Origin of the sequence: Actinomadura litoris (assembly GCF_009733595.1) — a bacterium.
Classification (GTDB): domain Bacteria; phylum Actinomycetota; class Actinomycetes; order Streptosporangiales; family Streptosporangiaceae; genus Spirillospora; species Spirillospora litoris.
Map to the genome: position 1 here is coordinate 883401 of NZ_WOFH01000001.1, position 24961 is coordinate 908361.

At 75.2% G+C, this 24961-nt stretch carries 20 protein-coding genes and 1 pseudogene; 7 read left to right on the forward strand and 14 right to left on the reverse strand.

Annotated elements, in window-relative coordinates:
- Positions 1 to 391: 391 nt before the first annotated feature.
- Both GNZ18_RS03865 and GNZ18_RS03870 read right to left on the reverse strand, forming a co-directional pair.
- On the reverse strand, positions 392 to 1627 hold the full coding sequence (locus GNZ18_RS03865; RefSeq protein WP_156214625.1) for an FAD-dependent oxidoreductase: 1236 nt from the start codon (positions 1625 to 1627) through the stop codon (positions 392 to 394).
- Complete coding sequence (locus GNZ18_RS03870; protein WP_156214626.1) at positions 1624 to 2910, reverse strand: carboxylate--amine ligase; 1287 nt, start codon at positions 2908 to 2910, stop codon at positions 1624 to 1626. Before GNZ18_RS03870 ends, GNZ18_RS03865 begins: the two co-directional genes overlap by 4 nt.
- Positions 2911 to 3540: 630 nt before the next feature.
- Between GNZ18_RS03870 and GNZ18_RS43995 the strand changes: the two are divergent.
- Positions 3541 to 3741, forward strand: a pseudogene (locus GNZ18_RS43995) (glycosyl hydrolase); the annotation flags it as partial.
- 263 nt (positions 3742 to 4004) lie between these two features.
- Here GNZ18_RS43995 and GNZ18_RS03880 read toward each other — a convergent pair.
- The 7 genes from GNZ18_RS03880 to GNZ18_RS03910 are packed head-to-tail and all read right to left on the reverse strand — an operon-like array spanning position 4005 to position 12425.
- Positions 4005 to 5312, reverse strand: coding sequence for a glycosyltransferase (locus GNZ18_RS03880; RefSeq protein ID WP_156214628.1), 1308 nt, complete (start codon positions 5310 to 5312; stop codon positions 4005 to 4007).
- An 8-nt stretch (positions 5313 to 5320) separates the two neighbouring features.
- Positions 5321 to 6046, reverse strand: a complete 726-nt coding sequence (locus GNZ18_RS03885; RefSeq protein ID WP_156214629.1) for a YveK family protein — start codon at positions 6044 to 6046, stop codon at positions 5321 to 5323.
- On the reverse strand, positions 6046 to 7332 hold the full coding sequence (locus tag GNZ18_RS03890) for a glycosyltransferase (RefSeq protein ID WP_156214630.1): 1287 nt from the start codon (positions 7330 to 7332) through the stop codon (positions 6046 to 6048). The genes GNZ18_RS03885 and GNZ18_RS03890 overlap by 1 nt, the downstream gene beginning before the upstream one ends.
- Positions 7329 to 8081, reverse strand: coding sequence for a polysaccharide deacetylase family protein (locus GNZ18_RS03895; protein WP_308165848.1), 753 nt, complete (start codon positions 8079 to 8081; stop codon positions 7329 to 7331). The genes GNZ18_RS03890 and GNZ18_RS03895 overlap by 4 nt, the downstream gene beginning before the upstream one ends.
- On the reverse strand, positions 8078 to 9676 hold the full coding sequence (locus GNZ18_RS03900) for a lipid II flippase MurJ (RefSeq protein WP_156214631.1): 1599 nt from the start codon (positions 9674 to 9676) through the stop codon (positions 8078 to 8080). Before GNZ18_RS03900 ends, GNZ18_RS03895 begins: the two co-directional genes overlap by 4 nt.
- The gene (locus tag GNZ18_RS43535) at positions 9673 to 10989 is read right to left on the reverse strand and encodes an O-antigen ligase family protein (protein WP_156214632.1); all 1317 of its coding nucleotides are present in this window, start codon (positions 10987 to 10989) and stop codon (positions 9673 to 9675) included. The genes GNZ18_RS03900 and GNZ18_RS43535 overlap by 4 nt, the downstream gene beginning before the upstream one ends.
- Positions 10986 to 12425 carry a sugar transferase gene (locus GNZ18_RS03910; protein WP_156214633.1) on the reverse strand — a complete coding sequence of 480 codons (1440 nt, stop codon included), beginning with the start codon at positions 12423 to 12425 and terminating at the stop codon, positions 10986 to 10988. The genes GNZ18_RS43535 and GNZ18_RS03910 overlap by 4 nt, the downstream gene beginning before the upstream one ends.
- A 674-nt stretch (positions 12426 to 13099) precedes the next feature.
- Here GNZ18_RS03910 and GNZ18_RS03915 point away from each other — a divergent pair.
- Both GNZ18_RS03915 and GNZ18_RS03920 read left to right on the forward strand, forming a co-directional pair.
- Complete coding sequence (locus GNZ18_RS03915; protein ID WP_308165916.1) at positions 13100 to 14314, forward strand: L,D-transpeptidase; 1215 nt, start codon at positions 13100 to 13102, stop codon at positions 14312 to 14314.
- 5 nt (positions 14315 to 14319) lie between these two features.
- Positions 14320 to 14907, forward strand: coding sequence for a GNAT family N-acetyltransferase (locus GNZ18_RS03920; protein ID WP_312874284.1), 588 nt, complete (start codon positions 14320 to 14322; stop codon positions 14905 to 14907).
- On the opposite strand, the gene GNZ18_RS03925 is transcribed toward GNZ18_RS03920, so the two are convergent.
- Positions 14885 to 15232: a VOC family protein gene (locus GNZ18_RS03925; RefSeq protein ID WP_156214634.1), complete on the reverse strand. Its 348-nt coding sequence runs from the start codon at positions 15230 to 15232 to the stop codon at positions 14885 to 14887. The genes GNZ18_RS03920 and GNZ18_RS03925 overlap by 23 nt on opposite strands.
- A gap of 100 nt (positions 15233 to 15332) precedes the next feature.
- The gene (locus GNZ18_RS03930) at positions 15333 to 15761 is read right to left on the reverse strand and encodes a MarR family winged helix-turn-helix transcriptional regulator (RefSeq protein WP_156214635.1); all 429 of its coding nucleotides are present in this window, start codon (positions 15759 to 15761) and stop codon (positions 15333 to 15335) included.
- An 84-nt stretch (positions 15762 to 15845) separates the two neighbouring features.
- Here GNZ18_RS03930 and GNZ18_RS03935 point away from each other — a divergent pair, with 84 nt between their 5' ends.
- Entirely contained in the window at positions 15846 to 16583 is a 738-nt protein-coding gene (locus tag GNZ18_RS03935) for an SDR family oxidoreductase (protein WP_156214636.1), read from the forward strand.
- Positions 16584 to 16654: 71 nt separating this feature from the next.
- Here the strand turns inward: GNZ18_RS03935 and GNZ18_RS03940 are convergent, their stop codons facing one another.
- On the reverse strand, positions 16655 to 17317 hold the full coding sequence (locus tag GNZ18_RS03940; protein WP_312874285.1) for a response regulator transcription factor: 663 nt from the start codon (positions 17315 to 17317) through the stop codon (positions 16655 to 16657).
- Complete coding sequence (locus GNZ18_RS03945) at positions 17314 to 18468, reverse strand: sensor histidine kinase (protein ID WP_156214637.1); 1155 nt, start codon at positions 18466 to 18468, stop codon at positions 17314 to 17316. Before GNZ18_RS03945 ends, GNZ18_RS03940 begins: the two co-directional genes overlap by 4 nt.
- A gap of 133 nt (positions 18469 to 18601) precedes the next feature.
- Here GNZ18_RS03945 and GNZ18_RS03950 point away from each other — a divergent pair, with 133 nt between their 5' ends.
- Positions 18602 to 19912 carry an alpha/beta fold hydrolase gene (locus GNZ18_RS03950; protein ID WP_156214638.1) on the forward strand — a complete coding sequence of 437 codons (1311 nt, stop codon included), beginning with the start codon at positions 18602 to 18604 and terminating at the stop codon, positions 19910 to 19912.
- 9 nt (positions 19913 to 19921) lie between these two features.
- Here GNZ18_RS03950 and GNZ18_RS03955 read toward each other — a convergent pair whose 3' ends face one another.
- A complete protein-coding gene (locus GNZ18_RS03955; RefSeq protein WP_156214639.1) occupies positions 19922 to 20809 on the reverse strand; it encodes an NAD(P)-dependent oxidoreductase in 888 nt (295 codons plus the stop codon).
- A 118-nt stretch (positions 20810 to 20927) separates the two neighbouring features.
- Here GNZ18_RS03955 and GNZ18_RS03960 point away from each other — a divergent pair, with 118 nt between their 5' ends.
- Both GNZ18_RS03960 and GNZ18_RS03965 read left to right on the forward strand, forming a co-directional pair.
- Positions 20928 to 24131, forward strand: coding sequence for an AfsR/SARP family transcriptional regulator (locus GNZ18_RS03960; RefSeq protein WP_156214640.1), 3204 nt, complete (start codon positions 20928 to 20930; stop codon positions 24129 to 24131).
- Entirely contained in the window at positions 24128 to 24955 is an 828-nt protein-coding gene (locus GNZ18_RS03965; protein ID WP_156214641.1) for an arylamine N-acetyltransferase family protein, read from the forward strand. The genes GNZ18_RS03960 and GNZ18_RS03965 overlap by 4 nt, the downstream gene beginning before the upstream one ends.
- Positions 24956 to 24961: the final 6 nt, after the last annotated feature.

Genomic DNA, 24961 nt, shown 5'->3' on the forward strand with positions numbered 1-24961 from the left:
GCGAAAACGTTAACGACCTTGAAAGTCCGCCCGGGCACGAATCGCAAAGGAGTTCACGACGATCTCCCGCCAATGCGGTCGGAATCCCCCTCAGCCCTGCCGATCCTCTCGATATCCGAGGCTCGAAACGAGCAAATCAGATGGGCTGTCCATAACAGGCCAGCCGCCCAATACAGCGTTCCTTACCCCCACGCGACGCAACCAACCCAGAACACGAGTTCACGCAACCGTCCCCCGCGTCACCGCCGTTCTGGTGGTCGGGGCAGGGGGCACTCCAGGCGCGGTTCACCGTCACCGAAGGCGTTGTCCACGAACCCGCGGTGGTGCGGACGGCCGGTGCCCGGATGGGCCCGCGAACGGAAGTACGCGCACGGGCGCCCGTTCTGGCGGGTCACGGGTTGCCCTCGGGCTCCAGGGTGCGGGGCGCGGGGCGCAGGCGCGGGGTCCGGCGGATGATGTGGTGGGCGATGCGGCGGCCCGCGAAGTCCGAGCCGTGGACGAAGCGCATGACGGGCCCGAAGGTCGCGGCGGCGGCCAGGCCCGCGAAGTACAGGCCGGGCAGCGAGGACTCGAAGTCGCGGGTCAGCACCGGGGCGCCGAGGCGGGTGTCGACGCGGACGCGGATCTCGGGCGAGAGCATCGTCAGCCGCTGGACGTTCGGGACGAAGCCCGTCGCGGCGATGATGTGGTCGGCCTCGATGACCAGGCGGTCGCCGGTGCGGTCGACGGTGGTCAGCGCGATGCCGTCGTCCTGCTCGACCGCCTTCACCAACTGCCGGCCGGTCGTGACCTGGACGCGCTCGTCCAGGCGGTCGCGCAGCCACCACGCGCCCGCTGGGGGCAGGGTCTCGCGGACGATCCGCTGCCGCCTGCGGTAGGGCAGGTGGCGGACGAGGCCGGGCCGCTCCGCCCACAGCCACGTCCGGTAGCCGGTGCCGAGGCCCGAGCGGGGACCGCCGGCGATCCTCGCGCGGAGCGGGCGGGGCTCCCGCGGGACGGTGTTCCAGTCGAGCGCCCCGCGCCGGGCGACGACGTGCGGGCGGGCGCCCGCGTCGGCCAGCAGGACCGCCGTCTCCAGCGCGGACTGCCCCGCGCCGACGACCGCGACGTCCTTGCCCGCGAACAGGGTCAGGTCGCGGTGGGCGGTGCTGTGCGAGAGCAGCCAGGACGGCATTCCGGACAGTTCATCCGGAATATGAGCGAACGGCCCCACGCCGACGGCGAGGACGACGGCGCGCGTCACGGCCGTCTCGCCCGTGGACAGGGTGACGACGTATCCGGCCGGGCCCCCGCGCTCGACGCTCACGACCTCGGCGGTCTCGATGTCGGGGACGGTCTCGGCCGCGAACCAGCGGCCGTAGGCGATGAACGTGTCGAGGGGTATCGGCTGGCCCGTCCGCCATCCCGGGTGGCGGTCGGTGAAGGCCATGCCCGCCTGCGGCGCGCCCAGGCTGGAGGCGAAGGGCTCGGACTTCAGGAACATGCCCTCCGGCATGTTCTCCTCCCAGAAGCGCATCGGCGTGCCGATGACCCTGACCTCCAGCCCGACGTTCCGCAGGTGCGCGGCCGCGGAGAGGCCGTAGGGTCCGGCGCCGACGATGACGACGTCGCTGGCCGACTCGTTCATTCTCGTTCCCCCGTGTGTGTGTCGTGCGTGTCATGCGGACGGCCCGATCCGCGTTTGCCGAGGCCGCGGCGGGCGGCCGTGAGGACGGTCCGGCGGCCCATAGCGAAGAAGGGCGGCAGGTCGTCCCCGGCGTACCAGGCCAGTTCGTCGGCGCGGCGCAGCGCGCCCCGGGGCGGCGCGTCGCGGCGCAGGGGGCGGCCGAGCGCCTGGCGGAGGTAGTGGTTCTCCACCAGGAGGCGGCGGCCGTAGGCGGGCCGGGGGCGCGGGACGCGGCGTCCCGACTGGTGCAGGTGCAGGACGCGCGCGAGGTCGAGGCCCTGCCGGTCGGCGAACAGCCGGAACTGGGCGCCGATCCGCGGGTTGAAGTCGAGCAGGTGGTAGGCGCCGGTGCGGGGGTCGCGGCGGAAGTCCAGGTCGACGAGGCCGCGGCAGCCGAGCAGCCGGACGGCCCTGATCGCGAGTTCGGTGAGTTCGGGGTTGTCGACCCACTCGCCCGAGACGGTGTGCCCGGCGTGCGGCGGGTGCGCGAGGTGCTTGCGGCCCGTCCCGCCGAAGAGGCAGTCGAGCGCGCCGTCGAAGTATCCGTGGAAGAACCAGTCGCCACCGCCGGGCGGGATGTGCCGCTGGAGGATCAGCGGGCCCGCGTCGTGGGAGGCGGCGAGCAGCCGGTGCGCGTCCTCGCGGGTGTGGACGAGCGTCGTGCTGCGCAGCCCGGGGCCGAGCCGCCACGGCCGGGCCCACTTGGCGACGAGCGGCAGGCCGAACGCGCGGGCGGCGGCGTCGACCTCGGCGGACGTGCCGGGCGTGCGGCTGTCGGGGCACGCGAGCCCGTACCCGGCGCAGGACTCGATGAGGCGCGCCTTGTCGGCGACGAGGCGGGGGACGTCCGGGTCCTGGCGGGGGAGGACGAACGCGGGGGCGAGCGCGTCGGCGTGCTCGGCGACGAAGATCGCGCCCGCGTCGTCCAGGGGCAGCAGCAGCGCCGCCCCGCCGACCCGCTCGCTTATCACCCGCAGGTGGCTGAGCAGCGCGGACGGGCGGTCGACCGGGGGCGCCCACGGGTGCCCCTCGCGCAGGTACCGGGACCGGGACACGGGATTGGCCCGCCCCTCCAGAATCGCGTGCACCGGGACGCCGGCGCGGCCGAGCGAGCGGATCGCCCCGAGCGTGCCGTGGTGGAAGAAATTGTGATTCGTGCGCAGCAGCAGGACGGGAAGCCCCGGGTCAAGACACGGTGATTCCGGGGGGCGCGTGTCGAGGGACGCCCGCGGGTTGTGGCGCACAGTAGCCTTCCTCGTCGTAAGGTAAATTCTCCCGTCGGCCCCTCGGCCGATTCGTTCACGGTTAACGCCAGAGGGCATACGATACGCATGCGAGCTGCGGATATCCATCCAGCGGGGCGGCCATTCCGGCGCCGCCGGCAAAGGCGGGTTCCCTTCTACCCGCTCCCTCCCGTTATGGCCGTGTCCGCGGTCCTGGTCGCGCTCACCGCGTCCAGTCTGGTCACCTGTATCGAGCCCCGCGCGGCGCTGCGGCAGTCGAAATATGTGCCGTTGGGCGCCTTTCTCGGCTCCGGCCCCGAGGGGGTGGAGAAAGTCGCGAGGTTCCAGGAATGGCTCGGCGCGCCGGTGACCGTCGGGCACACCTACCTGCCGGGGGACGGCTGGCACGGCGTGGAGGGCCCCGAGGAGATCCTGCGGCCGTGGGCGCGCTGGCGGCGGGCGGATCCGCGCAGGTCACTGGTGCTCAACGTGCCGATGATGGCGCCGAACGAGGCCCGGCTGCCCTCGCCCGCGCTGCCCGCGCTGCTGCGCGCCGGGGCCTTCGGCATGTTCGACGCGCACTACCGGATCCTCGCGCGGCGCCTCGTCTCGCTGGGCGCCGCCGACACCGTCATCGTGCTCGGCTGGGAAATGAACGGCGAGGCCTACGGGGGCCGCTGCTCGCCCGATCCGGCGGCCTGGAAAGGCTACTGGCGGCGCATCGTCGCGTCCATGCGGGGTGTCGCGGGCGCGGCGTTCCGTTTCGATTTCGCGCCGACACGCGGGCGGGACACGATCCCCTGGACGTACTGCTACCCGGGCGACGATGTGGTCGACATCATCGGATCCGACAGCTACGACCAACCCGAGGGAAAGACTTTCCAGGATTACGTCAACGAACCCTACGGGTTGCAGGCGCAGGCGGATTTCGCCGCCGCCCACCGTAAACCCATCTCCTTCCCAGAATGGGGCCTGTTCCGCAACTCCGACAACCCCGAATTCATCCGCGGAATGCACGACTGGATCGCCGGGCACGACGTCGTCTACCAGACGATCACCGACTACTGCCCGCACGGCGTCTGGCTCTGCGGGCAGAACCCGCGCTCGTCCGCCGCCTACCGGGAGCTGTTCGGCGGCACGACCGCCCCCTCGCCGGCGCCGTCGGCGGACGCGCCCTCGGCGGACGTGCCCTCCCCGAGACCGCCGAACCCGGCAAATCCGGCAACCCCGTCGAGCGCGCCGAATCCGGCGGTGACGCCGCCGTTCACGGTGCCGCCCCCGACGGCGCCCGGCCCGCTTCCGGCCCGGGGCTGACCCGCGGCGACGTCCCGGGTGACGGCGGCGAGCATCGACAGCGTCCCGGTGAGGTCGAAGGCCGCCGACGCCGCGGCCCCCGCGTGCCCCTCCTCCTCGGCGATGCCGGGGCACAGCAGCCGGGGCACGATCGCGGCGGCGAGCGCGCCGGGGTCCTCCGGCGGGACGAGCGCTCCGCAGCCGGGGCGGACGACCTCGCGGATGCCCGGAATGTCCGTCCCGACGAGGCAGCGGCCCATCGCGATCGCCTCCAGCGCCGTCAGCGGCAGCCCCTCCCAGCGGGACGGCAGCGCGACGAGGGACGCGGCGCGCAGCCAGTCCCGGGGGTCGGCGACCGCCGGGACGAACAGCACCCCCGCCGGGGCGCTCCCGCGCAGCCGGTCGCGGTCCTCGCCGTCCCCCACCAGGACGAGCCGCGCGGACGGGCAGCGCGCGAGCACGTCGGGCCATGCCGCGACCAGCACGTCCTGACCCTTCTGCCGGGTCAGGCGGCCGACGCACAGGACCAGCGGCGCGCTCGCCGGCAGCCCGAGCCGGGCCCGCGCGACGAGCCGCGCCGCGCCGTCGGCGGGCCGGAACCGCCGCCGGTCCACCCCGTTGCGGACCAGCCGGTACGGGCCGCGCACCCCCGCGCGCATGCCCTCGCGCAGCTCGCCCTCGCCGACGCAGACGAGCGCGCCGGTGCGGCCCGCCGCGCGCCGCTCCCACAGCTCACTGAACGACGCCTGCCGCCCGGTGGCGGCGAGCCACGACCAGCCGTGCGGCTGGAAGATCGTCGGCACCCGCGGCGCGAGCCGTCCCGCGAGGCCCGCCTTCGAGGAGTGCAGGTGGACGACGTCCGGCGCGAACCCCCGGACGAGCCGCCGCAGCCGCAGGACCTCCAGCAGCGTCGCGGGTCCGGGCGCGCGGCGCGCGTCCCAGCCGAACCAGGGCACGCCGGCGGCGGCGCAGCGCCTCGACAGGTCGCCGCCGACCGGGCAGGCCACGGCGACGTCCCAGCCGCGCCGCCGCTGGTCGCGGACCACCTGGCCGATGTAGACGGCCACCCCGCCCGCGTTCGGCTGGCTGACGTGCAGCACCCGGAGCCGCCCGGAGCCGTCCCCGCCCATGCGGGCGCTCAGACCCCGTTCGCGGCGTTCGCGGCGTTCGCTCGGGAGCGGGACGACGCGTCGTGCGAGCCCTTCCGGCGCCGTCCGCTCAGGATCGCGGCGCCGAGCCCGGCGAGCAGGATCCCGGAGGCGGTCCCGACGGCGACGTCCAGCGGAAGGTTGGGCGAGGTGGGCGCGGCGGGCCTGCCCGCGAGGCTCATCAGCGCGACCCGCACGCCGGTGTCGGCCCGGTGGGACGTGCCGTAGCGGACGAGCGCGTCGGCGGCGGCGTTGGCGAACCCGGCGGCGTCGGCCGCGCTCGCGCCGCTGCCGGTCAGCCGCACGAGCGGCGTCTCCGGCGAGGTGGACGCCTGGATGTGCTCGCGGGTCGCGCCCCGCGCGACCTTCGGCAGCGGCAGCGAGGAGTGGCGGAGCGTCTCCGGGAGCGGGGCGAGCCGTCCGTAGGCCTGCGCGAAGCTGACCGCCGCGGGGCCGCGCGCGCCGCCCGCGCCCTCGTCCACGACCAGTACGTACGCGGTCGCGGTGTAGGTCGCGGGCACGACCAGGGAGTAGCCGAGCCCGCCGAGCGTCCCGGTCAGCACCAGCGCGAGCGCCGGGCCGAACCGCCTGGTGAACGCGGCGACCGGACGGCCGACACGGCGCGCGAGGAACCCGGCCCTCCGCTCGGCGGGCGCGGGCGGCTCCGGCGTGTCGGCGACGGCGCCCTTCGGCTCGATGGCTTCACGCTGCGGCATCACAAGCCCTTCCTCGTGTCGGCTGGCATGGCGGGCGGCAGATCGGGTGGCATGTCGAGTGGCATGTCGAGCGGCATGTCGAGCGGTAGGGCGTCCCGGTAGAGCCGGGCGAGCCGGTCGGCCTGCTCGGCGATCGCGTAGCGGCCGACGACGGCGGGGACGGGCGACCGCCCCGCCACGCCACCGCCCACGCCACCGCCCCCGGCCCCGGACGGCGGGACGAGCGCCCGCGCCGCCTCGGCAAGGCGGGCGAGTTCGCCGGCCCAGGTGCCGGTGTCGGTGGGCAGGCGCACCGCGCCCGCCTCGTGGTCAGGAAGCAGGTCGAGGGGAAGGTCGTCGAGCGCGGGGCAGGTCGTGTACCGGACCGGCAGCCCGGCGGCGAGCGCCTCCAGCACGCCGAGCCCGAACGTCTCCTGGACGGACGGCGCCGCGAGCACGTCCATGGCCGCGAGGACGCCCGGCATGTCGTCGGTCGCCCCGGCGAAGACCACGCGGGCGGCGACGCCGAGGCGCGCGGCGAGCCGGCCGAGCGCCTCCCGCTCGGGCCCGGCCCCGGCGATCAGCAGCCGCGGCGCGCCCGGCATCCGCGCGAACGCGTCGATGAGCAGGTCGAACCGCTTGGTCGGGACGAGCCGTCCGACCCCGCCGACCACGAAATCCGCCCGGCCGATCCCGAACCGGAGCCGGGTCGCGGCGCGGCGCGCGGGGTCGAAGGCGAAGGCGGCGGCGTCGATCCCGTTGGGGACCACCACGATCCGGCCCGGCGGCACGCCCCAGCCGCGCAGGCGGGCGGCGACCGTCGGCGACACCGCCACGGTCATCGACCCGAGCCGCTCGGTCGCCCGGTAGAGGGCGCGGACGCCGCGGGTCGCCGGGCGGCCCTCGATCTGGCCGTCGCCGAGCGAGTGCTCGGTGGCGATCACGCGCGGGGCGCCCGCGAGCCGGGCGGCGACCCGCCCGTAGACGCAGGCGCGGTAGAGGTGGGTGTGGACGACGTCGAACCGTCCGGCGCGGATCAGCCGCGCCAGCCTCGGCAGCGCGGACGGGTCGCGGTTGCCGCGCATGCCGATCGCGTGGACGGCGGTCCCCTCGTCCGCGATGGCGGCGCCGACGGCCCCGGTGCGGGTCAGCGACGCGACCTCGCACTCCGGCGACGGGTCGCCCGACTCCCGCCAGTGCCGCAGCAGCAGCGCGAGCTGGCGTTCCGCGCCCCCGGCGTCGAGCCCGGTGATCACATGCAGGACGCGCGTCGCCCCCGCCGCCCTCGTACGCGGCGCCGCCCTCATACGCGGCTCCGTCGCCGCAGCTCGTGCCGGGCGAGCTTGACGCGCAGCCGGAGCCGCCGGTCGCGGTCGCCGACGTAGGTGCGGGGCAGCGCGTGCCGTCCCGGCTCGGCCGGGCGGATGTCGCAGGCGTAGTCGTAGCCCGCCGCCCGCACCGCCTCGATCTCGCGTCCGGTCGCGACGCCGTAGGGGTAGGCGAACCCGGTGACCGGCCGGTCGAGCACGTCCTCCAGGCTCGCGCGGCTCTCCTCCAGCTCCTCGCGCAGCTCGCAGCCGCCGGTCTCGGTGAGCGGCACGTGGTGCCGCCCGTGCGAGGCGACCTCCATGCCCGCGCCGGCGACGGTCCGGATCTGGTCCACGGTCATCAGCGGCTTGCGCGGCCCGTCGTCCCACGCGTTGTAGGAGCCGATCCGCCCGGACACGACGAACACCGTCGCGCTGAACCCGAACCGCACCAGCGCCGGGACGGCCCGGGTCGCGAAATCGGCGTAGCCGTCGTCGAAGGTGAGCCCGACGAGGCCGCGTTCCTCACCCGCGTCCCGCGCCCGGAGCAGCTCCGCCATGCCGACGCCGTGCAGGCCGCGCGCCCGCAGCCAGGCGAGCTGGCCCTCGAAGCGGCGCGGCGAGACCGTGACCAGATGCGGGTCGTCGCGGTAGTGGTCGACCGAGTGGTACATCAGCACCCAGGGCGCCGGACGGAGCGCCTCCACCGGCCGGGCGGCCCCGGTCACGCTGGTCACGGGTTCCCTCACTGCTCGTCCTCCTCCGGGTCGGCGGGGCGGCGGCGTGCGCGCGGCCCCGCGGTGCTCCATGCGGTGATCCAGGTGGCGATGAGGTCGCGTCCGGCGAGCGCGACCAGCGCGGCGAAGGTCAGGGCGGTCACGGCGCCGCCCGCGAGCAGCGACGCGAACGACGGGCCGAACGCGGCGGCCGCGAGCAGGCCCGCCGCGCAGGCCCCGGCCGCGACGAGCACGAGCCGCGCGACGTCCGCGCCGATCCGGCGCAGCGAGACGGGCGCGACCCGGCGCCGCACCCCGGCCAGCATCAGCACGGCGGCGAGCGTGATCCCGGCGGCGTTCGCGGCGGCCAGCGCGACCGTCCCCCCGGCGGCGGCGAACGCGGCGCCGACGGCGGCGGTCACGGCGAGCCCCGCCGCGAGGACGGCGGCGGGACGCCAGGTCGGGCGGCCGTGCGCGAAGAACGCCCGCGCGGCGAGCCCCACCGTCGTCTGCCCCCACAGCCCGAGCGCGTACACCCGCATGATCGCGGCCGTGCCGCCGGTGTCGGCGGCGGTGAACGCGCCGTGCTCGAACAGCGCCGCGACGATGGCGGGCGCGAACGCGACCAGGTAGGCGGTCGCGCACAGCACCATGCCGCTGACGACGGCGAGGTCGCGCTGGATCTGGGCGGCGACGCGGCGGGTGTCGCCGTCCGCCGAGGCGCGCGCGAGCCTCGGGAACGTCACCGTGACGATCAGCAGCGACAGCACCATCGGGACCTGCGCGACCTTCTGCGCGTAGTTGAGCTGGGAGATCGACCCGGCGGCGAGCCCCGAGCCGAGGAACCGCTCGACGAACACCTGCGCCTGCCGCGTCACCGTGTACACGACGATGGGCACGACGGCCGCGACCCCGAGCCTGATCTCCTTCCCCGTCGGCCGCGCGACCGGCTGGACGGGCCCCGAGCGCAGGCACCGCACGAACGCGGGCGCCTGCACCGCGACCATCAGGACGCTGCCGCACGCGACCCCGATCGCCGCGCTGGTGACGCCGACCGTCCCGGACAGCCCCGCGATCAGCGCGAGGATGCCGACGTTGTAGGCGAGGTAGATCGCGGCCGGGGGCCCGAACCGGTGGTGGGCGCGCAGCGTCGCGCTCATGAACCCGGCGACCCCGAACGTCACGACCGTGACCGCCGTCAGCCGGACGCACAGCACGGCGGGCCCCACCTGCGTGAGTCCGGGCGCGAGCACGCCGACGACCAGCGGCGCGCCGGCCGCGAGCGCCAGCGTGACCAGCGCGAGGCCCGCCACCATGCGCGGCAGCGTCGCGCCGACGAACGGCCGCACCCCGTGCCCGCCCGCGAGCAGCCGCGTGACGGCGGGGACCATCAGCAGCGCCATCGCGTCCTCGATGAGCAGCGGCGACACGGTCTCGGGGATCGTCCAGGCGACGAGGAAGGCGTCGGTGCTGCCGCTCGCGCCGAACAGGTCGGCCATCGCGAGGTCGCGCAGGAAGCCGAGCGCGGTGCCGCCCGCGATCAGCGCGGCCGACAGCGCGGCGGCCCGTCCGACCGAGGCGCTCGGCGCCCGCGCCGGCCGGCGCGTCGCGGTTCCGGTGGCCGTCATCGGCGCGGTTCCGGGCCGAGGGCCCGCGCGGTCGCCGCGCCGAGCAGGATCGCGATGAGCACGCAGGTCGGCCCGCCGAGGTCGGCGTAGAGGAAGTTGGTCAGCAGGAACGTCATGACCCCGGCGCCGATCAGCCAGAACGGGTCGCGGACGCGGCGCCGCGTCCACAGCCCGCCGAGGATCGCCGCGACCAGCGCCGCGAACCCGGCGAACCCCGCGACGCCCTGCTCGGACAGGATCAGCAGGTACTCGTTGTGCGGCGACAGCAGCGGCTCGCGGACGTAGCCGTTGACCGGGTCCTGGGTCTCGCTGCCGGACGACAGCTCGATCGTCGCGTAGGTGTCGCGGTAGGCGGGGAAGTTCTTCACGCCGACGCCGGTGAGCGGATGGTCCTCCCAGATCCGCCCGGCGGCGCCCCACAGCAGGTACCGGTCACTGACCGACTGGTCGGGGGAGGACGTGACCACGCCCGCGATCGACCGCGACCGCGCGACCACCGCCTGCGCCCCGCCGCCGAGGCCCGCGACGACGACGAGCAGCAGCGCGGCGCAGCACACCAGCGTCCGCACCGCGAGCCAGCGGTCGTAGACGACCAGCATCAGCACGGCGGCGGCGCCGAGCGCGAGCCAGGTCCCCCGGCTGAGCGCGCCCGCGAGCGCGACCGCCAGCACCCCGAGCCCGCCGATCGCCGCGAGGACCGCCCCCGGCCCGTGCCGGGGGGCCTCCAGCGCGAACGCGGTGAGGATCAGGACGGCGAACCCGACGATGACCGACAGCGCCATGACGTCGACGGCGCCGAACGTCCCGACCGCGCGGATCGCCCGGCCGTCGATGGTCGCGCCGTGCCCGGTCGTGGTCTGCCAGATGCCGTAGGCGGCCTCGGCGAGCCCGAGGGCGAGCACGGCCGCGCAGACGATGCCGAGGTCGCGGCGGTCCCGGACGAGCAGCACGACCGCCAGCGGCACCAGCACGAAGATCTGGAGGCAGCGCGCGTAGCCGGGCAGGCTCGCCCCGATGTCGGACGAGCACACCGTGCTCACGCCGAGCCCGAGCACCAGCGGCCCGAACGCGAGCGGCGCCGGGCGCGGCACCTCGGCCCGCCGCGTCACCGCGAGGAACACCGCGACCAGGACGAGCCCGGCGCTCGCGACGTCCCCGGCGGTGACCTGGACGCCCTCGCCCGTCCCGGCCCCTCCCGAGGGGAGGCCGACGCACAGCACGGTCACCGCGACCAGCCAGCTCGGCCGCCGCGCCCAGTCCGCCACGGCCGGGTCGGCCCAGAACGGGCGCGCGGCCACCGCGTGCGCGTTCACCCGGGGTCCCGGCAGAGCATGGCCCGCGCGGTCAGCAGCAGGATCCGCAGGTCGGACGCGAACGACCAGTGGTCGATGTAGTGGTTGTCCAGGCGCGCCCGCAGCTCGATGGAGGTGTCGCCCCGGAACCCGTGGACCTGCGCCCAGCCCGTCATCCCCACCGGCACGCGGTGCCGCAGCCGGTAGCCGGGGCAGGTCCGGGAGAACTGCTCGACGAAGTGCGGGCGTTCCGGACGCGGCCCCACCAGGCTCATGTCGCCCCGGACGACGTTCCACAGCTGCGGCAGCTCGTCGAAGGAGGAGCGCCGCAGGAACCGTCCGACGGGGCCGACGCGGTCGTCGTCCTCGACCGTCCAGCGGGTGTCGGACTCCTCCTCGTCCACCGGCTTCAGCGTGCGGAACTTCAGCAGCACGAACTCCTCGCCGCCGAGCCCGACCCGCCGCTGCCGGAACAGCACGCCGGGCCCGCCTTCCAGCCGGACGGCCAGCGCGCACGCGGCGAGCAGCGGCGCCGCGCCGACCAGCAGCAGGCTCGCCACGACGAGGTCGAACACGCGTTTGGCGAGCCGGGCGCCCGGTTCGCGCAGCGGCCAGTCCACCCGCGCGCACGGCAGCCCGGCGAGGTACTCGCGCCGCGCCGCCGCGACCGGCACCACGTCCGAGGGCGGCTGGACGAGCAGCGTCTCGCACGCCAGCCCGAACGAGACGCGCAGCACCGCGTCCAGCTGGCCGGCGCCGATGTCCTCGGCGACGACCATGACCGTGTCGGCGCCGTGGTCGCGGACGAGCGCCGGGAGGTCGGTGGTCCCGCCGAGCACGGGCAGCGCGGCCGCCGCGTCCGGCGGACCGGCCGTGACCTGCCCGACCGGCACCAGCCCGAACTCGCCGCGCACCCGCAGCAGGTGCACGACGTGCGCGGCCGCCGCGCCGGTGCCGACGACCAGCGCGAGCCGCGCGCGGGTGCGGCGACATCGGTAGGTCCGGACGGCGGCGTGCGCGACCGCGCGGGCCCCGAGCGACAGCCCGCACGCGACCACCCCGATCCAGACCACCGTGAACCAGGACGAGCCGGGCACCATCGCCGCGACCAGCACCCCGACGGCCAGCGCGCGGACGAGCACCGGCCGCAGGTCGGCCAGCAGCGAGGGGCTGCGCCTGACCCGGTACAGGCCGCCCGCCGCGTTCAGCCCGACCACCACGACGGACGCGAGCATCGACGCTCCCCCGGCCCGGACCTGGAGGGAGGCCACCGCCGTCGAGGCGGCCCAGGCGTCGGCGAGCGCGAGGCACGCCGGATACAGCCGGGCGAGGACGCGGGACCCGGCCGCGCGGCGGTCGGGCAGCAGGGGCAGGGCGGCGGCGTCACCGGACGTGGGAGAGAGATCCGAGTGGGGCGCCCCCGGATCGAGGGATGCGCTCAGCCCCTGGGCTCTCATTGACTCACCACTTTCCCTACCGCCGATTACGGGGACACACGAGCGCCACGATCAGCATCGCAGCAGTCCGCCGCACAGATCACCGCTCTTTAACGAAGGGCGCCCCAACCTTGAATAGAAGATCAACACAGGCAGGAACCCCAGCCCACAGCTCGTTTCACCGAATCACCCACCTGACACCCGCCGCCGGGCAATCTTCCTTCCAAAACCCTTTACCAGCGCCATTGCGTCCCCCTTTCCGGCGAATGTGAGAAATGCAGCGATCACCCCGTACCGGGCCCGCCGGGGCCGCCCGGCACGGCACGACGCGCCCGGCGGGCCGGTCCGCCGCGTCCGGCGGCGCGGTACGGCGTGTCCGGCGGCGCGCGGTACGGCGTGTCCGGCGGCGCGGTACGGCGCGTCCGGCGGCGCGCGGTACGGCGCGCGCCGGGGCGTCCGACACGTGGCCGGCGACACGGCAGGGCGCCGTACCTGGCGCGACACGGTCATGGAAAGATCCAGGAACCGGTCCCGTACCACGAACCTTCGGGGCACGATGGACGTCACAAGTGATCGGACGCGAAACCCGGCCGCCGGCCGGGCATGAGGCTCGTTCCGTAGAAGATCGTGTCGCGGGTCCCCGCTAGCGCGACCCGCGTTGCTGATGAGGGAGAACGGTGCGAGGTAAGGCCTTGGTGCTTGCCCTGGTCATGGGGCTGGCGGCGGCGTGCGGCGGCAGTGACGGTACGGGCGGCACCACCGCCAAGGGCGGCGAGGAGGGTGCGCCGCGGGTGGCGATCACCCCGGCCAACGGCGACGGCCGCGCGCGTCCGGACGCGGGGATCACCATCACCGCGTCCGGCGGGAAGCTCAGCCAGGTGTCGGTCAAGCTGAAGAGCGCCGACATCCCCGGCACGCTCTCCGCCGACAAGACGAGCTGGCGCTCCACCTGGACGCTCGTCCCCGGCAACCGCTACCAGGTGTCGGCGACGGCGACCTCCCCCAAGGGCAAGGCCACCACCGCGACCAGCGCGTTCCGCACGTCCAAGGCAACCGCAGCGACCACGATCAACAACGTCATCCCGAGCCCGGGCGAGACCGTCGGTACCGGTATGCCGGTCTTCGTCCAGTTCAGCAAGGAAGTCCCGGTCAAGGCCCGTCCCGCCGTCGAGCGCGCCATCGAGATCACCTCGACGACCCCGACCGAGGGCGCCTGGCGGTGGCTGACCGCGGGCGAGTCGTTCAACGGCCTCCCCTCGGTGGTGTTCCGGCCGAAGCAGCCGTGGGCGCCGCGCCAGCGCGTCTCGGTCACCGTCCACTACGCGGGCCTCAAGATCGGCGACAAGGTCTTCGGCGACAAGGACGTGACCCGCTCGTTCCGCATCGGCGACTCCCACACGATCAACGTCAACGCCAAGACGCACAAGCTGGTCGTCAAGAAGAACGGCAGCACGGTCCGCTCGTGGGGCGTGAGCCTCGGCGCGGGCGGCGACCGGCAGGCCGACGGCGTCGACCACCTGCTCACCACCAGCGGCGTCCACCTCACGATGGACCGCAGCCGCCTGGAGCGCATGCGCCCGCCCGGCAAGAAGAAGGGCGACCCCGGCTGGTACGACGAGCAGGTCCCCTGGGCCACCCGCATCTCCAACAGCGGCGAGTACATCCACCAGAACATGGACGACCCGTCCTGCCTCGGAAACCGCAACTGCAGCCACGGCTGCGTCCGCTCCCCCGCCGCCTCCGCGCAGTGGTTCTACAACTGGGCCTACCGCGGCGACATGGTCACCATCACCGGGACCAAGCGCGACCTCCAGTGGACGAACGGCTGGGCCTACTGGCAGCTCCCCTTCACCAAGTGGACCTCGGGCGGCGCCCTCGGCAAGCCGGTGACCACCGGCAAGGCCGCCTGAGCCCGGTGGACTCCTGGAGCGGCCGGCGGGTACGGCTGCGCGGAATCGAGCCCGACGACTGGCAGGCGTTCAAGGAGTTCGACGCCCATTCCGCGGATATGCGCAGCGGCGACATGCTGCACCCGCCGCGCTCCGACGAGGGCTACCGCCGGTGGGCCCTGGACGAGGCGACCCGCCCGCCGGACGGCGACGAGTTCCGGCTGGCCATCGCCACCGCGCGGGACGGCGTGCTCGTCGGGACCGTGAACACCGTGGACGCCGACCCGAGGGCGGGGCGCTTCGGCTACGGCGTCGCGATCGGCCACCGGCACCAGCGGCGCGGCTACGCCCGCGAGGCGATCGGGCTGCTGCTCGCCTTCATGTTCGGCGAACGCCGCTACCACAAATGCGAAGTCGGGATCTACGCGTTCAACGAGCCCTCACTGCGGCTGCACCGCTCCCTCGGTTTCACCGAGGAAGGGCGGCTGCGCGACCACGAGTACCTCGCGGGCGCCCATCACGACCTGGTCCTGCTGGGGCTCACCGCCGACGAGTTCGCCGAGCGCCGCCCGTTCCCGGCGCTTCCCGATGTCAGCGGTGGCTCAGAACGTTGACCACCCTCCCGCTGGGGTCGCGGACGAAGAAGCGCCGCACCCCCCATTCCTCGTCCTGGAGGGGATGGACGATCTCGGCGCCGCTCGCCCGGACGGCGTCGTAGGCGGCGTCCACGTCCTCCACCTCGACGCTCATGTCGGGGACGACCGGCGCCGTCAGGTCCTCGGTCATGACGCTGATCTGCGCCGGCGGGGTGGAGGGCGAGGCCAGTGTCACGATCCAACCGTGGTTCATGACCTCCTCGAACCCGAGCAGGCCGTAGAACTCCCGGCTCTCCTCCACGGCCTCCGACCGGACGTTGGGCACGACACGGCGAACGGTCATTCGGAACTCCATCACGGCAGGGACGGCGGTACGCCTGGGCCCAGCTCACGCTATCGCGGGCGAACGACATCGCCCGCGACGCGCTCGCCCGGCGCACGGCCTACGCGCGGAGGGCCCCGGTGGTCGCGCGGGCCAGGGTGAGGAGTTCGTCGTGGCGGGCGGACGGCCCGGACGTGAGCCGCCCCGCGATCGCGGCGGTGACCGCCGTCCGGAAGCGGGCGACCAGCTCCACACCCTGATCGTCGAGTGACACCCGGGTCACCCGGCGGTCGTCCGGATCGGGGCGCCGCCGGACCAGCCCGCGCCGCTCCAGCCGGTCGACCAGCCCGGTGACGTTGGTCTTGTCGCAGTTCAGCCGGTGCGCCAGCTCGCCGTGGGTCAGCTCGCCGGGGTCCACCAGCGTGAGCAGTTGCGCCTGCTGGGGGGTGAGGCCGAGCTCGCGGCTCACCACGCCCCTGATGCCCTCGATCACGCACGCCAGTTCGAGCAGGGCTCCGGCGACCTCCCGATCGCCCGCTGGACGGCTCATGCGCCGAGACTACTTGACAGTCCATGATGTCCACTATTTAGTAGATGATCTCAACAGTCCATGACATCAACTAATTGGAGCATCATGGGGACGCGGACACCCGACCGGGTCGCGGTCGTGACCGGAGGCTCGCGCGGGATCGGCAGGGCGACCGCACTGCGGCTGGCCGCCGACGGGATGGCGGTCGTCGTGAACTACCGGTCCGACGCCGCCGCCGCGAACCAGGTCGCCGCCGACATCGAGGCGGGCGGCGGGCGCGCCGCGGCGACGCGCGCGGACGTCGCCGAACCTGGCGAGCTGCGCGACCTGCTCGACACGGCCGAGCGGCGCTACGGCGGCCTGGACGTGCTGGTCCACAACGCGGGCGGCTACGTCCGGGGGCCGCTGGCGGAGGCCACCGACGACGACTACGCGCGGGCGTTCGCGCTGAACGCCCGCGCGACCTTCCACGTGCTGCGCGAGGCCGGGCGCCGGATGCGCGACGGCGGCCGGATCGTGTTCGTCTCGACGGCTGCCACCCTCCTCACCCCGCCGGCGCAGGCCCTCTACGCGGCGGGCAAGGTCGCCGGGGAGCACCTCGTGCGCACGTTCGCCCGCGAGATCGGCACGCGCGGCATCACGGTCAACAGCGTCCTGCCGGGCCCGACCGAGACCGAGGGGTTCGCCGCGTCCGAGGCCCCGGTCGACCTGCTCGTCGCCCAGACCCCGCTCGGCCGCCTCGGGAGGCCCGAGGACATCGCCGAGGTCATCGGCTTCCTCGCCTCGGACGCGGCGCGGTGGATCACCGGGAAGAACATCGTCGCCGACGGCGGCCTGTCCTGACGCGCCTGTCCTGACCCGCGCCTGTCCTGACGCGCCTGTCCTTGCGCGGCCCGTCCTGATGGGTCCCGCCGCTACTCCCCGGGGCGGACGAGCCCGTGGTCGAAGGCGAAGACGACCGCCTGGATCCGGTCGCGCAGCCCGAGTTTGGCGAGGACCCGCTTCACGTGCGTCTTGGTCGTCGCCTCACCGACATGGAGGCGGACGGAGATCTCCGCGTTGGTGAGACCGCGCGCCATCAGCAGCAGCACCTCGTGCTCGCGGCCGGTGAGGCGGTCCAGGCGCCGCCGCACCCCGGCGTCCGGCGGGGCGGGGGAGGTGCGCGCGAACTCGGCGAGCAGCCGCCGCGTCACCGAGGGGCCGAGCAGGCCCTCGCCCGAGGCGATGGTCCGCACGCCCTCGACCAGCGTCTCGGGCGGGGTGCGCTTGAGCAGGAAGCCGCAGGCCCCGGCGCGGACGGCGGCGAAGACGTACTCGTCCAGCTCGAAGGTGGTCAGCACCAGCACCCGGGACGCCGGATGCCGGGCGGTGATCTCGGCGGTCGCGGCGACGCCGTCCATGACGGGCATCCGGACGTCCATGAGGACCACGTCCGGCGCGAGCGCGGCGGTGCTCCGGACGGCCCGCACCCCGTCGGACGCCTCCCCGACGACGGTGATGTCGGGCTGGGTCTGGAGCATCATGCGCAGGCCGCCGCGCATCAGCTCCTCGTCGTCGGCCAGCAGCACCCGGATCACGCGACGGTCCGCACGTCGAGGGGGACGCGGGCCTCGACCCGCCAGCCGCCGTCCGGCCGGGGCCCCGCGCGGCACGTCCCGCCGAGCCGGGCGGCGCGCTCGCTCATCCCGGCGAGCCCCCGCCCGGCGGCCGCGGGCGCGCCGGGCGCGGTGGCGCCGTCGTCGGTGACCGTGACGCGCACGCCGTCGCCCGCGCGGGACACCTCGATCCGCACCGCACGGGCGGACGCGTGGCGGACCACGTTGGTGAGCGACTCCTGGACGATGCGGTGCAGCGTCCGGACGACGGGCTCCCCGACCAGGGGCAGGTCGCCGTCCACGACCAGGTCGGCGCGCAGGCCGGGCGGGAGCCCCACGACCAGGCCGCGCAGCGCGGACGCCAGGTCGGGCGGGTCCGGCGGATCGGCGGCGTCCAGCAGTCCGAGGACGCGGTCGAGGTCGCCGAGGGCGGCGCGGCCGGTCTCCTCGATGCTGCCCAGCGAGCGGCGCACGTCCTCATGGGCGTCACCGGAGGCGCCGAGGGACAGCCGGGCCGCGCCCGCGTGGGTGACCATGACCGTGACGGCGTGCCCGACGGCGTCGTGCAGCTCGCGCGCCATCCGGGCGCGCTCGTCGGCGAGCGTGCGCCGCTGGAGCGCCGCGACGCGCTCGGCCTCGTGGGACCGCAGCGCGGTGGCCGCCTCCCAGCGCGAGCGCGCGGCCTCGCCGGCGAGCAGCGCGCCGCCGTGCAGGAGCGCGCCGAGCACGAGGGGCTCGGCGCCCCGCGCGCCGAGGGCGGCGAGCGCCGCCGCGACCGGAGCGGCGGCGAGCCACGCGGCGCGCGGGCGGGGCCGGGTCTGCGCCACCATCGTCAGCGCCAGCGCGGACGCCGCCGACAGGTTCGTCAGCGGCTCCCCGGCGAGCGCCGTCGCCGCGGTGGCCGCCGCCGAGGCCCACAGCGCGGTCGCGGGCGCGAAGCGCCGCCCGGCGATCGCGGCGAACCACACCACGGCGGCGGCGCGGGTGACGAGCGGCCCGTCGAGCACGGAGGCGGTGGCGTCGGATTCCCCGATCGCGATGGTCGCCGACACGTAGGCGACGAGCAGGTCCAGGGCGACCCAGCGCCACCGGCGGTCGGCGGCCCGGTCCGGGCCCCACCGTCGAAGGTCCATGGCGGTCAGCGTACGGAACGCCCGTGATCTGGGGAATCACCCCGGCTGAGGACGACCGGTCCCCCTCCGGGGGGACCAACCCCATCCCGCCCGAAGGACGACCGCGCCCCGCCGCCGTTCCTAGCGTCGCGGCATGATCTCCACACAGGCCCCTCAGACGCGGGCCCCCGGATCCCTGCCGCGACGGCTCGGCGGCGGCGCGCTGGTCCTCACCGGGGCGCTGCTCGCGCCGCCCGCCGCGATCGCCGCGTTCCTCCTCGCCGCCGCGGCGAACGCGCCCCTCCCCGCCTGCGCGGCGGCCGCCCTGTCCGCCTCCGCCCTGGTCGCCGGTGCCGTCGCCCACCTCGGCGGACGACTCGCCCGTACCCGCCGCCGCGGGCTCCTCGCGCTGCTGGTCGCCGCGAGCATGACCGGCATCGTGGCGGTCGCGGGCCACCTGCTGGTCTTCCGCCCGCTCGGCTTCACGGCCGCCCCGCTCCCCGCCCAGGACACCCGCTACTGGCAGCTGTCCACGGGCTCGCGCATCGCCTACACGCGGACCCCGGCGCACGGCCGGCCCCGGCCGGAGCCGGTCGTCCGGCTGCACGGCGGCCCCGGCACGCCCGGCGTGGGCCCGGACGACCTCGACCGCGCCCTGGCCGCGTCCGGCTTCGACGTCTACACCTACGACCAGCTCGGGTCGGGGCGGTCGCAGCGCCTCGCCGACCCGCGCGGGTACACGGTCGCGCGGCAGGTCGCCGACCTGGAGGCGATACGGCGGCGGATCGGCGCGGGGCGGCTGGTCCTGGCGGGCAGCTCGTGGGGCGCCACGCTCGCCGCCGCCTACCTCGCCGCGCATCCGGGCAACGTGGCCCGCGTCGTGTTCACCTCCCCCGGCGCCCTGTGGGCACCCGAGTGGGAGAAGTCCGGCGAGGGGGAGATCTGGGACCGGCTCTCCCCGGCCCAGCGCGAGCGGATGGACGACCTGGAGAACCGCCCCCAGCTCGTCGCGTGGTCACTGCTCATGGCCGTGAACCCGCGCTCCGCCCACGCGCTGCTGCCCGACGCGGACCTCGACCCGCTCTTCGACGAGCTGCTGTCGTCCGTCGGGTCCGCCGCGACCTGCCACCCCGGCCGCCCGCTCCACGAGGCCGTGTCGCGGTCGGGCTTCTACTCCAACCAGATGACCTCCGAGGACGCCCTCAAGGCCCCCGACCCGCGTCCCGCGCTGCGCCGCGCCGCCGCCCCGGCGCTGATCCTGCGCGGCCAGTGCGAGTTCAAGCGGTGGGAGATCGCCCGCGAGTACCGGGACGCGATCCCGGGCGCCCGGCTCGTCCAGGTCCCCGGCGCCGGTCACGTGATCGACGCCGAGCGTCCCGAGCTCTACCGGGACACCGTCGTCGCCTTCCTCACCGGGCGCCCGCTGCCGCTCCCCCCGTACACGGGCCAGGCCGCCCCGCGCTGACCGGCGCGCTCAGGTCGCGGGGGCGCGGATGGCCTCGAAGACGCTGGACAGTCCGCCGTCACCGTGCCCCATGTCGACCGCCCGCCAGAAGAGGTCCTTCAGGGCGGTCGGGCCCGTCGTGTCGATTCCCGCCTCCTGGCCGGCCTCGACGACATGCCCGGCACCGACCGCCTGCATGCGCAGGGTGTTGTCGGCGCCCGGGGACAGGCCCGAATCGACCTCCTCGGTGATGATGCGCAGGTACCCCATGGGCCCGTCCCCCGCCAGCGCGGAGACGAGCGCGGTGCCGAACGGGCGGAACTGCTCCCCCGACACACCCGCCGACCCCACCAGGGCCAGCGCGTGCATGTAGGCCGTGGTCGTGGACCAGAACAGGTACAGCTGCGCCTGGTAGTAGAGCATCGCCAGGCCCACGTCCGTCCCGACGAAGGTGATGTCCCCCAGGGCGCGCAGGGTTTCGCGGTGCGCGTCCAGGGTCTTCTCCTGGCCGCTGTAGAAGACGTAGGAACCCGGCTTGCCGATTCCCGGGGGCGGCACCATGATCCCCCCGGTGAGCAGTTCCGCCCCGTGTCCGGAGGCCCAGTCGCCCGCGCGGCGCAGTTCGTCCGGGCTGCCGGAGCTGAGGTTGGCCAGGACGCGCCCCTTCAGCGCGTGGGTCGAGTCCTTCAGGGAGTCGTACATCGCCGTGTAGTCGGTCTGGCTGATGACGACGAGTTCGGACGCGGCGAGCGCCTCGGCGGGCGTCGCGGCGAGCGTCGCCCCCTTCTCCACCAGCGGGGCGGCCTTGGCCGCCGTCCGGTTCCACACCGTGGTCGGGTGCCCGTGCTCCAGGAACGTGGCGGCCATCGTCGCGCCCATGGGGCCCAGCCCGATGACGGTCACGGGGGTCTTCGGCATCAAGATCTCCTGTGTCTCGTCCGTTCAGTGGGCTTCACCGTGGCCTCCGCCGCTACGGGAACCCTTCGGACCCGCCCGTAGCGGCGGGGTTGTCAGGGATGGTGCATAAGCTGGCGGAATGCGTTTCGGGGTGCTGGGCCCGCTCGCCGTGTGGACCGATGGCCCGGCGGGCGTCGAGGTCCGCGTGCCCGAGGTGAAGGTCCGCCTGCTCCTGGCGATGCTGCTGGCCGACGCCGGGCGTCCCGTGTCCACCGACCGGCTGGTCGACGCGCTGTGGGGGGACCGGCCGCCGCGCAACGCGACCGGCACGCTCCAGGCGCGCGTCTCCCAGCTCCGCAAGGTCCTGGACGGCGCCGAACCCGGGGCGCGGCGGCTGATCGCGGCCCGCCCGCCCGGCTACCTGCTGGACGTCCCGCCGGACGCCGTCGACGCCGGACGGTTCGCGGCGCTGCTCGTCCGGGCCGGGGAGGCCGCCGACCCCTCGGCCAGGGCGCGCCTGCTGGGGGACGCGCTGGCGCTGTGGCGCGGGCCCGCCTTCGAGGGGCTCGACGGGCAGGGCGGGCTCGGCGTCCCGCACGCCGCGACCGCCCTGGAGGAGCGGCGGCTGGTCGCGCTGGAGGAGCATGCCGAGGCCCGCCTTGAGCTGGGCGAGCACGCGGCGCTCGCGGCCGACCTGGCGGCGGAGGTCGCCCGGCACCCGCTGCGCGAACGGCTCCGCGCGGCGCACCTGCGCGCCCTGCACCGCGCCGGACGCCGCAACGAGGCCCTCGCCGGGTACCACGACCTGCGCGAGCGCCTGGCCGAGGAGATGGGCGTCGATCCGGGGCCCGCGCTGGCCTCGCTCTACCGGTCGATGCTGGAGCAGGACCCCTCCGAGGAGGACCCGTCCGGCGAGGAGCGGCCGCGCGTCCCGTCCCGGCTGCCGGTGGCGCTCGGCGAGCTGATCGGACGCGAGGACGCGGTCCGCCGCGCCCGCGACCTGCTCGCCGCCGACCCGCTGACCTCGACCCGCCTCGTCACGCTGACCGGACCCGGCGGCGTCGGCAAGACCCGGCTCGCGTTGGAGGCCGCCGCCCGGTCCGCGGGCGACCACCCGGGCGGGGTGTGGTTCGTCGAGTTGGCCGCCGTCCGCGCCGAGACGGCGGAGGACGTCGCCGAGCAGGCGGCGCGCGTGCTCGGCCTGCGCGAGGACGGCGCGGGCGGCCCGGTCGAGCGGCTGGCCGGGGCCCTGCGCGGGCGCCGGGCGCTGCTCGTCCTGGACAACTGCGAGCACCTCGCCGGGCCCGCCGCCGACCTGGCCGCGCGGCTGCTGTCGGACGCGCCGGGCCTGCGCGTCCTCACGACGTCCCGCGAGCCGCTGGGCGTCCCCGGCGAACAGCTCCAGATCGTCCCGCCGCTGGCGCTCCCCGCCGGCGGGGATTCGGTCGCGGAGCTGCTGGGGTTCGGGGCGGTCCGGCTGTTCGTCGCGCGGGCGGAGGCGGCGGCGCCCGGCTTCGCGCTGGACGCGGCGTCCGCGCCCTGGGTCGTGTCGATCTGCCGCCGCCTGGACGGTCTGCCGCTCGCACTGGAACTCGCCGCGACCCGCGTCCGCGCGCTCGGCGTGCGGGACCTCGCCGCCGGGCTGGACGACCGGTTCCGCCTGCTCTCGGACGTCCGGCGCGGCGGCCCGGCCCGGCAGCGGACGCTCCGCGCGGTGATCGACTGGAGCTGGGAGCCGCTCACCGAACCGGAACGGGCCGCGCTGCGCCGCCTCGCCGTGCACGCGGGCGGCTGCACGCTCGCGGCGGCCGAGGCGGTCGGCGGCGGATGCGCGGACGTGCTCGCGCGCCTGGTCGACCGCTCCCTCGTCGTCCGCGGGGACGACGGCCGCTACCGGCTGCTGGAGTCCGTCGCCGCCTACGGTCTGGAACGCCTCAGGGAGTCGGGCGAGGAGGAGGAGTTCCGCCGCCGCCACGCCGACCACTACACCGCGTTCGCCGAGCACGCGGCCCTCGAACTGCGCGGACACGGGCAGCCGGAATGGCTCGACCGCCTCGACGACGAGGCCGCCAATCTGCGCCTCGCGCTCGACCACGCGGACGGCGGGACCGCGCTCCGTCTCGTGAACGCCCAAGCCTGGTACTGGTTCCTCAGAGGGCGCTCCGCCGAGGCCCGCCGCGCGCTCGCAGCGGCCCTGGCCGCGGCGGGCCCGGCCCCGGCGGCGCGCACGGAAACGGCGGCGGCGCGCACGGAAGCGGAGACGTGGCTGGCGGGCTTCACCATGGCGTCCGGCGAGGCCACCGACTCCGAGGAACTCCGCCGAGCCGCCCTCGCGCACCACGGCGACGAGTACGAGCGCGCCAAAGCGGAATGGTTCCTCACCCACGTCCACTGGGCCTATGGGGACCTGGTCGCGAACGAGAAACGCGTCGGGAGCGCGTTGGCCGTGTTCCGCTCGCGCGCCGACCGATGGCACACGGCGGCGGCGCTCGCGATCCACGCCAAGCAGGCGATGGGACGCGGCGACCTGCGCGCGATGGAGCGCGCCGGCGCCGAGAGCCTCGCGATCTTCACCGGCCTCGGGGACAGGTGGGGGCGGCTGGAGGCGACCGACGTCCTGTCCCGGCACGCCGAGATCACCGGCGACCACGCCGAGGCGGCCCGGCTCCGGCGCGCGGAACTGCGGCTCGCGCGGGAGCTGCGGATGTGGCCCGACGTCGCGTTCCGCCTCGCCGCGCTCGGCCGGATCGCCCTGCTGACCGGCGACCTCGCCGAGGCCCACCACCTGCACGAACGGTCGCTGGAACTGGCGAAACGGCACGCCGCCCCGTCCGCCGCCGAGTTCGCCGAGATCGGCCTCGGCCTCGTCGCCCGGCGGCGCGGCGACCTCGACGCCGCCCAGGCGCACCTGCGGGCCCCGCTCGACTGGCTGCGCGGCATCGGCGGGACGGCCGGGATCGCCTTCGCGCACGCCCAACTCGGCTTCGTCGCCGAGGAGCGCGGGGACGCGGCGGCGGCCCGCGACCTGCACATCGAGGGCCTCGCCGCCGCCCGCGCGACCGGCGACCCCCGCGCGATCGCGCTGGCGCTCGAAGGGCTCGCCGGTGCGCGCTCGCTCGCGGGCGAGCACGCGCCCGCCGCGCGGCTCCTCGGCGCCGCCGCCGCGCTCCGCGCCTCGGCCGGAGCGCCCCTTCCGGCGGCCGAACGCGGCGACGTCGACCGGATCAGCGGAAGGATCCGGGCCGCCGTCGGCGTTTCCACATTCGGAACCGAATTCGACCGGGGCCGCCGCGAGCCCCCCGACGCGGCCGTGCCGCACCAGCACATCGAAGGGACGCCATGACCGAGGATCTCGGGTACGGGTGGCAGAGCGATCTGCTCGACCTGCCCGCCTACCTGAAGCGGGTCGGATACGACGCCGACCCGAGGCCGGACGCGGCGACGCTGCGCGCCCTGCACCGCGCGCACGTCACCTCCATCCCGTTCGAGAACCTGGAGGCCATCCTCGGGCGGCCGGTGGAACTCGGGGTGGAGGCGCTCCAGGCCAAGCTCGTCGACCGCCGACGCGGCGGCTACTGCTTCGAGCACACCGAGCTGTTCGCGGCCGTCCTGGAGAAGATCGGTTTCGAGTTCACCGCGCTGGCCGCGCGGGTGACGATGGGCGCGACGAAACTGCGGCCGACCACGCACGCGCTGCTGCGCGTCCAGATCCCCGGGGAGCCCGCGCTGCTCTGCGACGTCGGCTTCGGCTCCGGCCCGCTCGAACCCCTGGAGTTCCCCGCCGAAGGGGTCAACGAGGTCGAACAGGACGGCTGGGGTTTCCGGCTCTTCGAAGGCCCGCGCGCCTGGGAACTGCACCAGCGCGGCGCCGACGGCTGGGTCCAGCGCCACACCTTCACGCTGAACGAGACGTTCCACATCGACTACGAGCTGTTCAACTACTTCATCTCGACGAGCCCGCACTCACCGTTCACGACACGCGCGTTCACGCAGAAGTTCTCCGTCGACTCCCTGCGCGTCCTGGACGGGACGACCCTCACGACCACCCGTCCCGACGGGCACCAGGAGAAGCGGGAACTGCCCTCCGAACAACTCGGCGCCGTTCTCGCCGAAGAATTCGGCATCGTCCTGGACCCGGCGGACATCGAACGCCTCACCGCATCCTGACCCCGT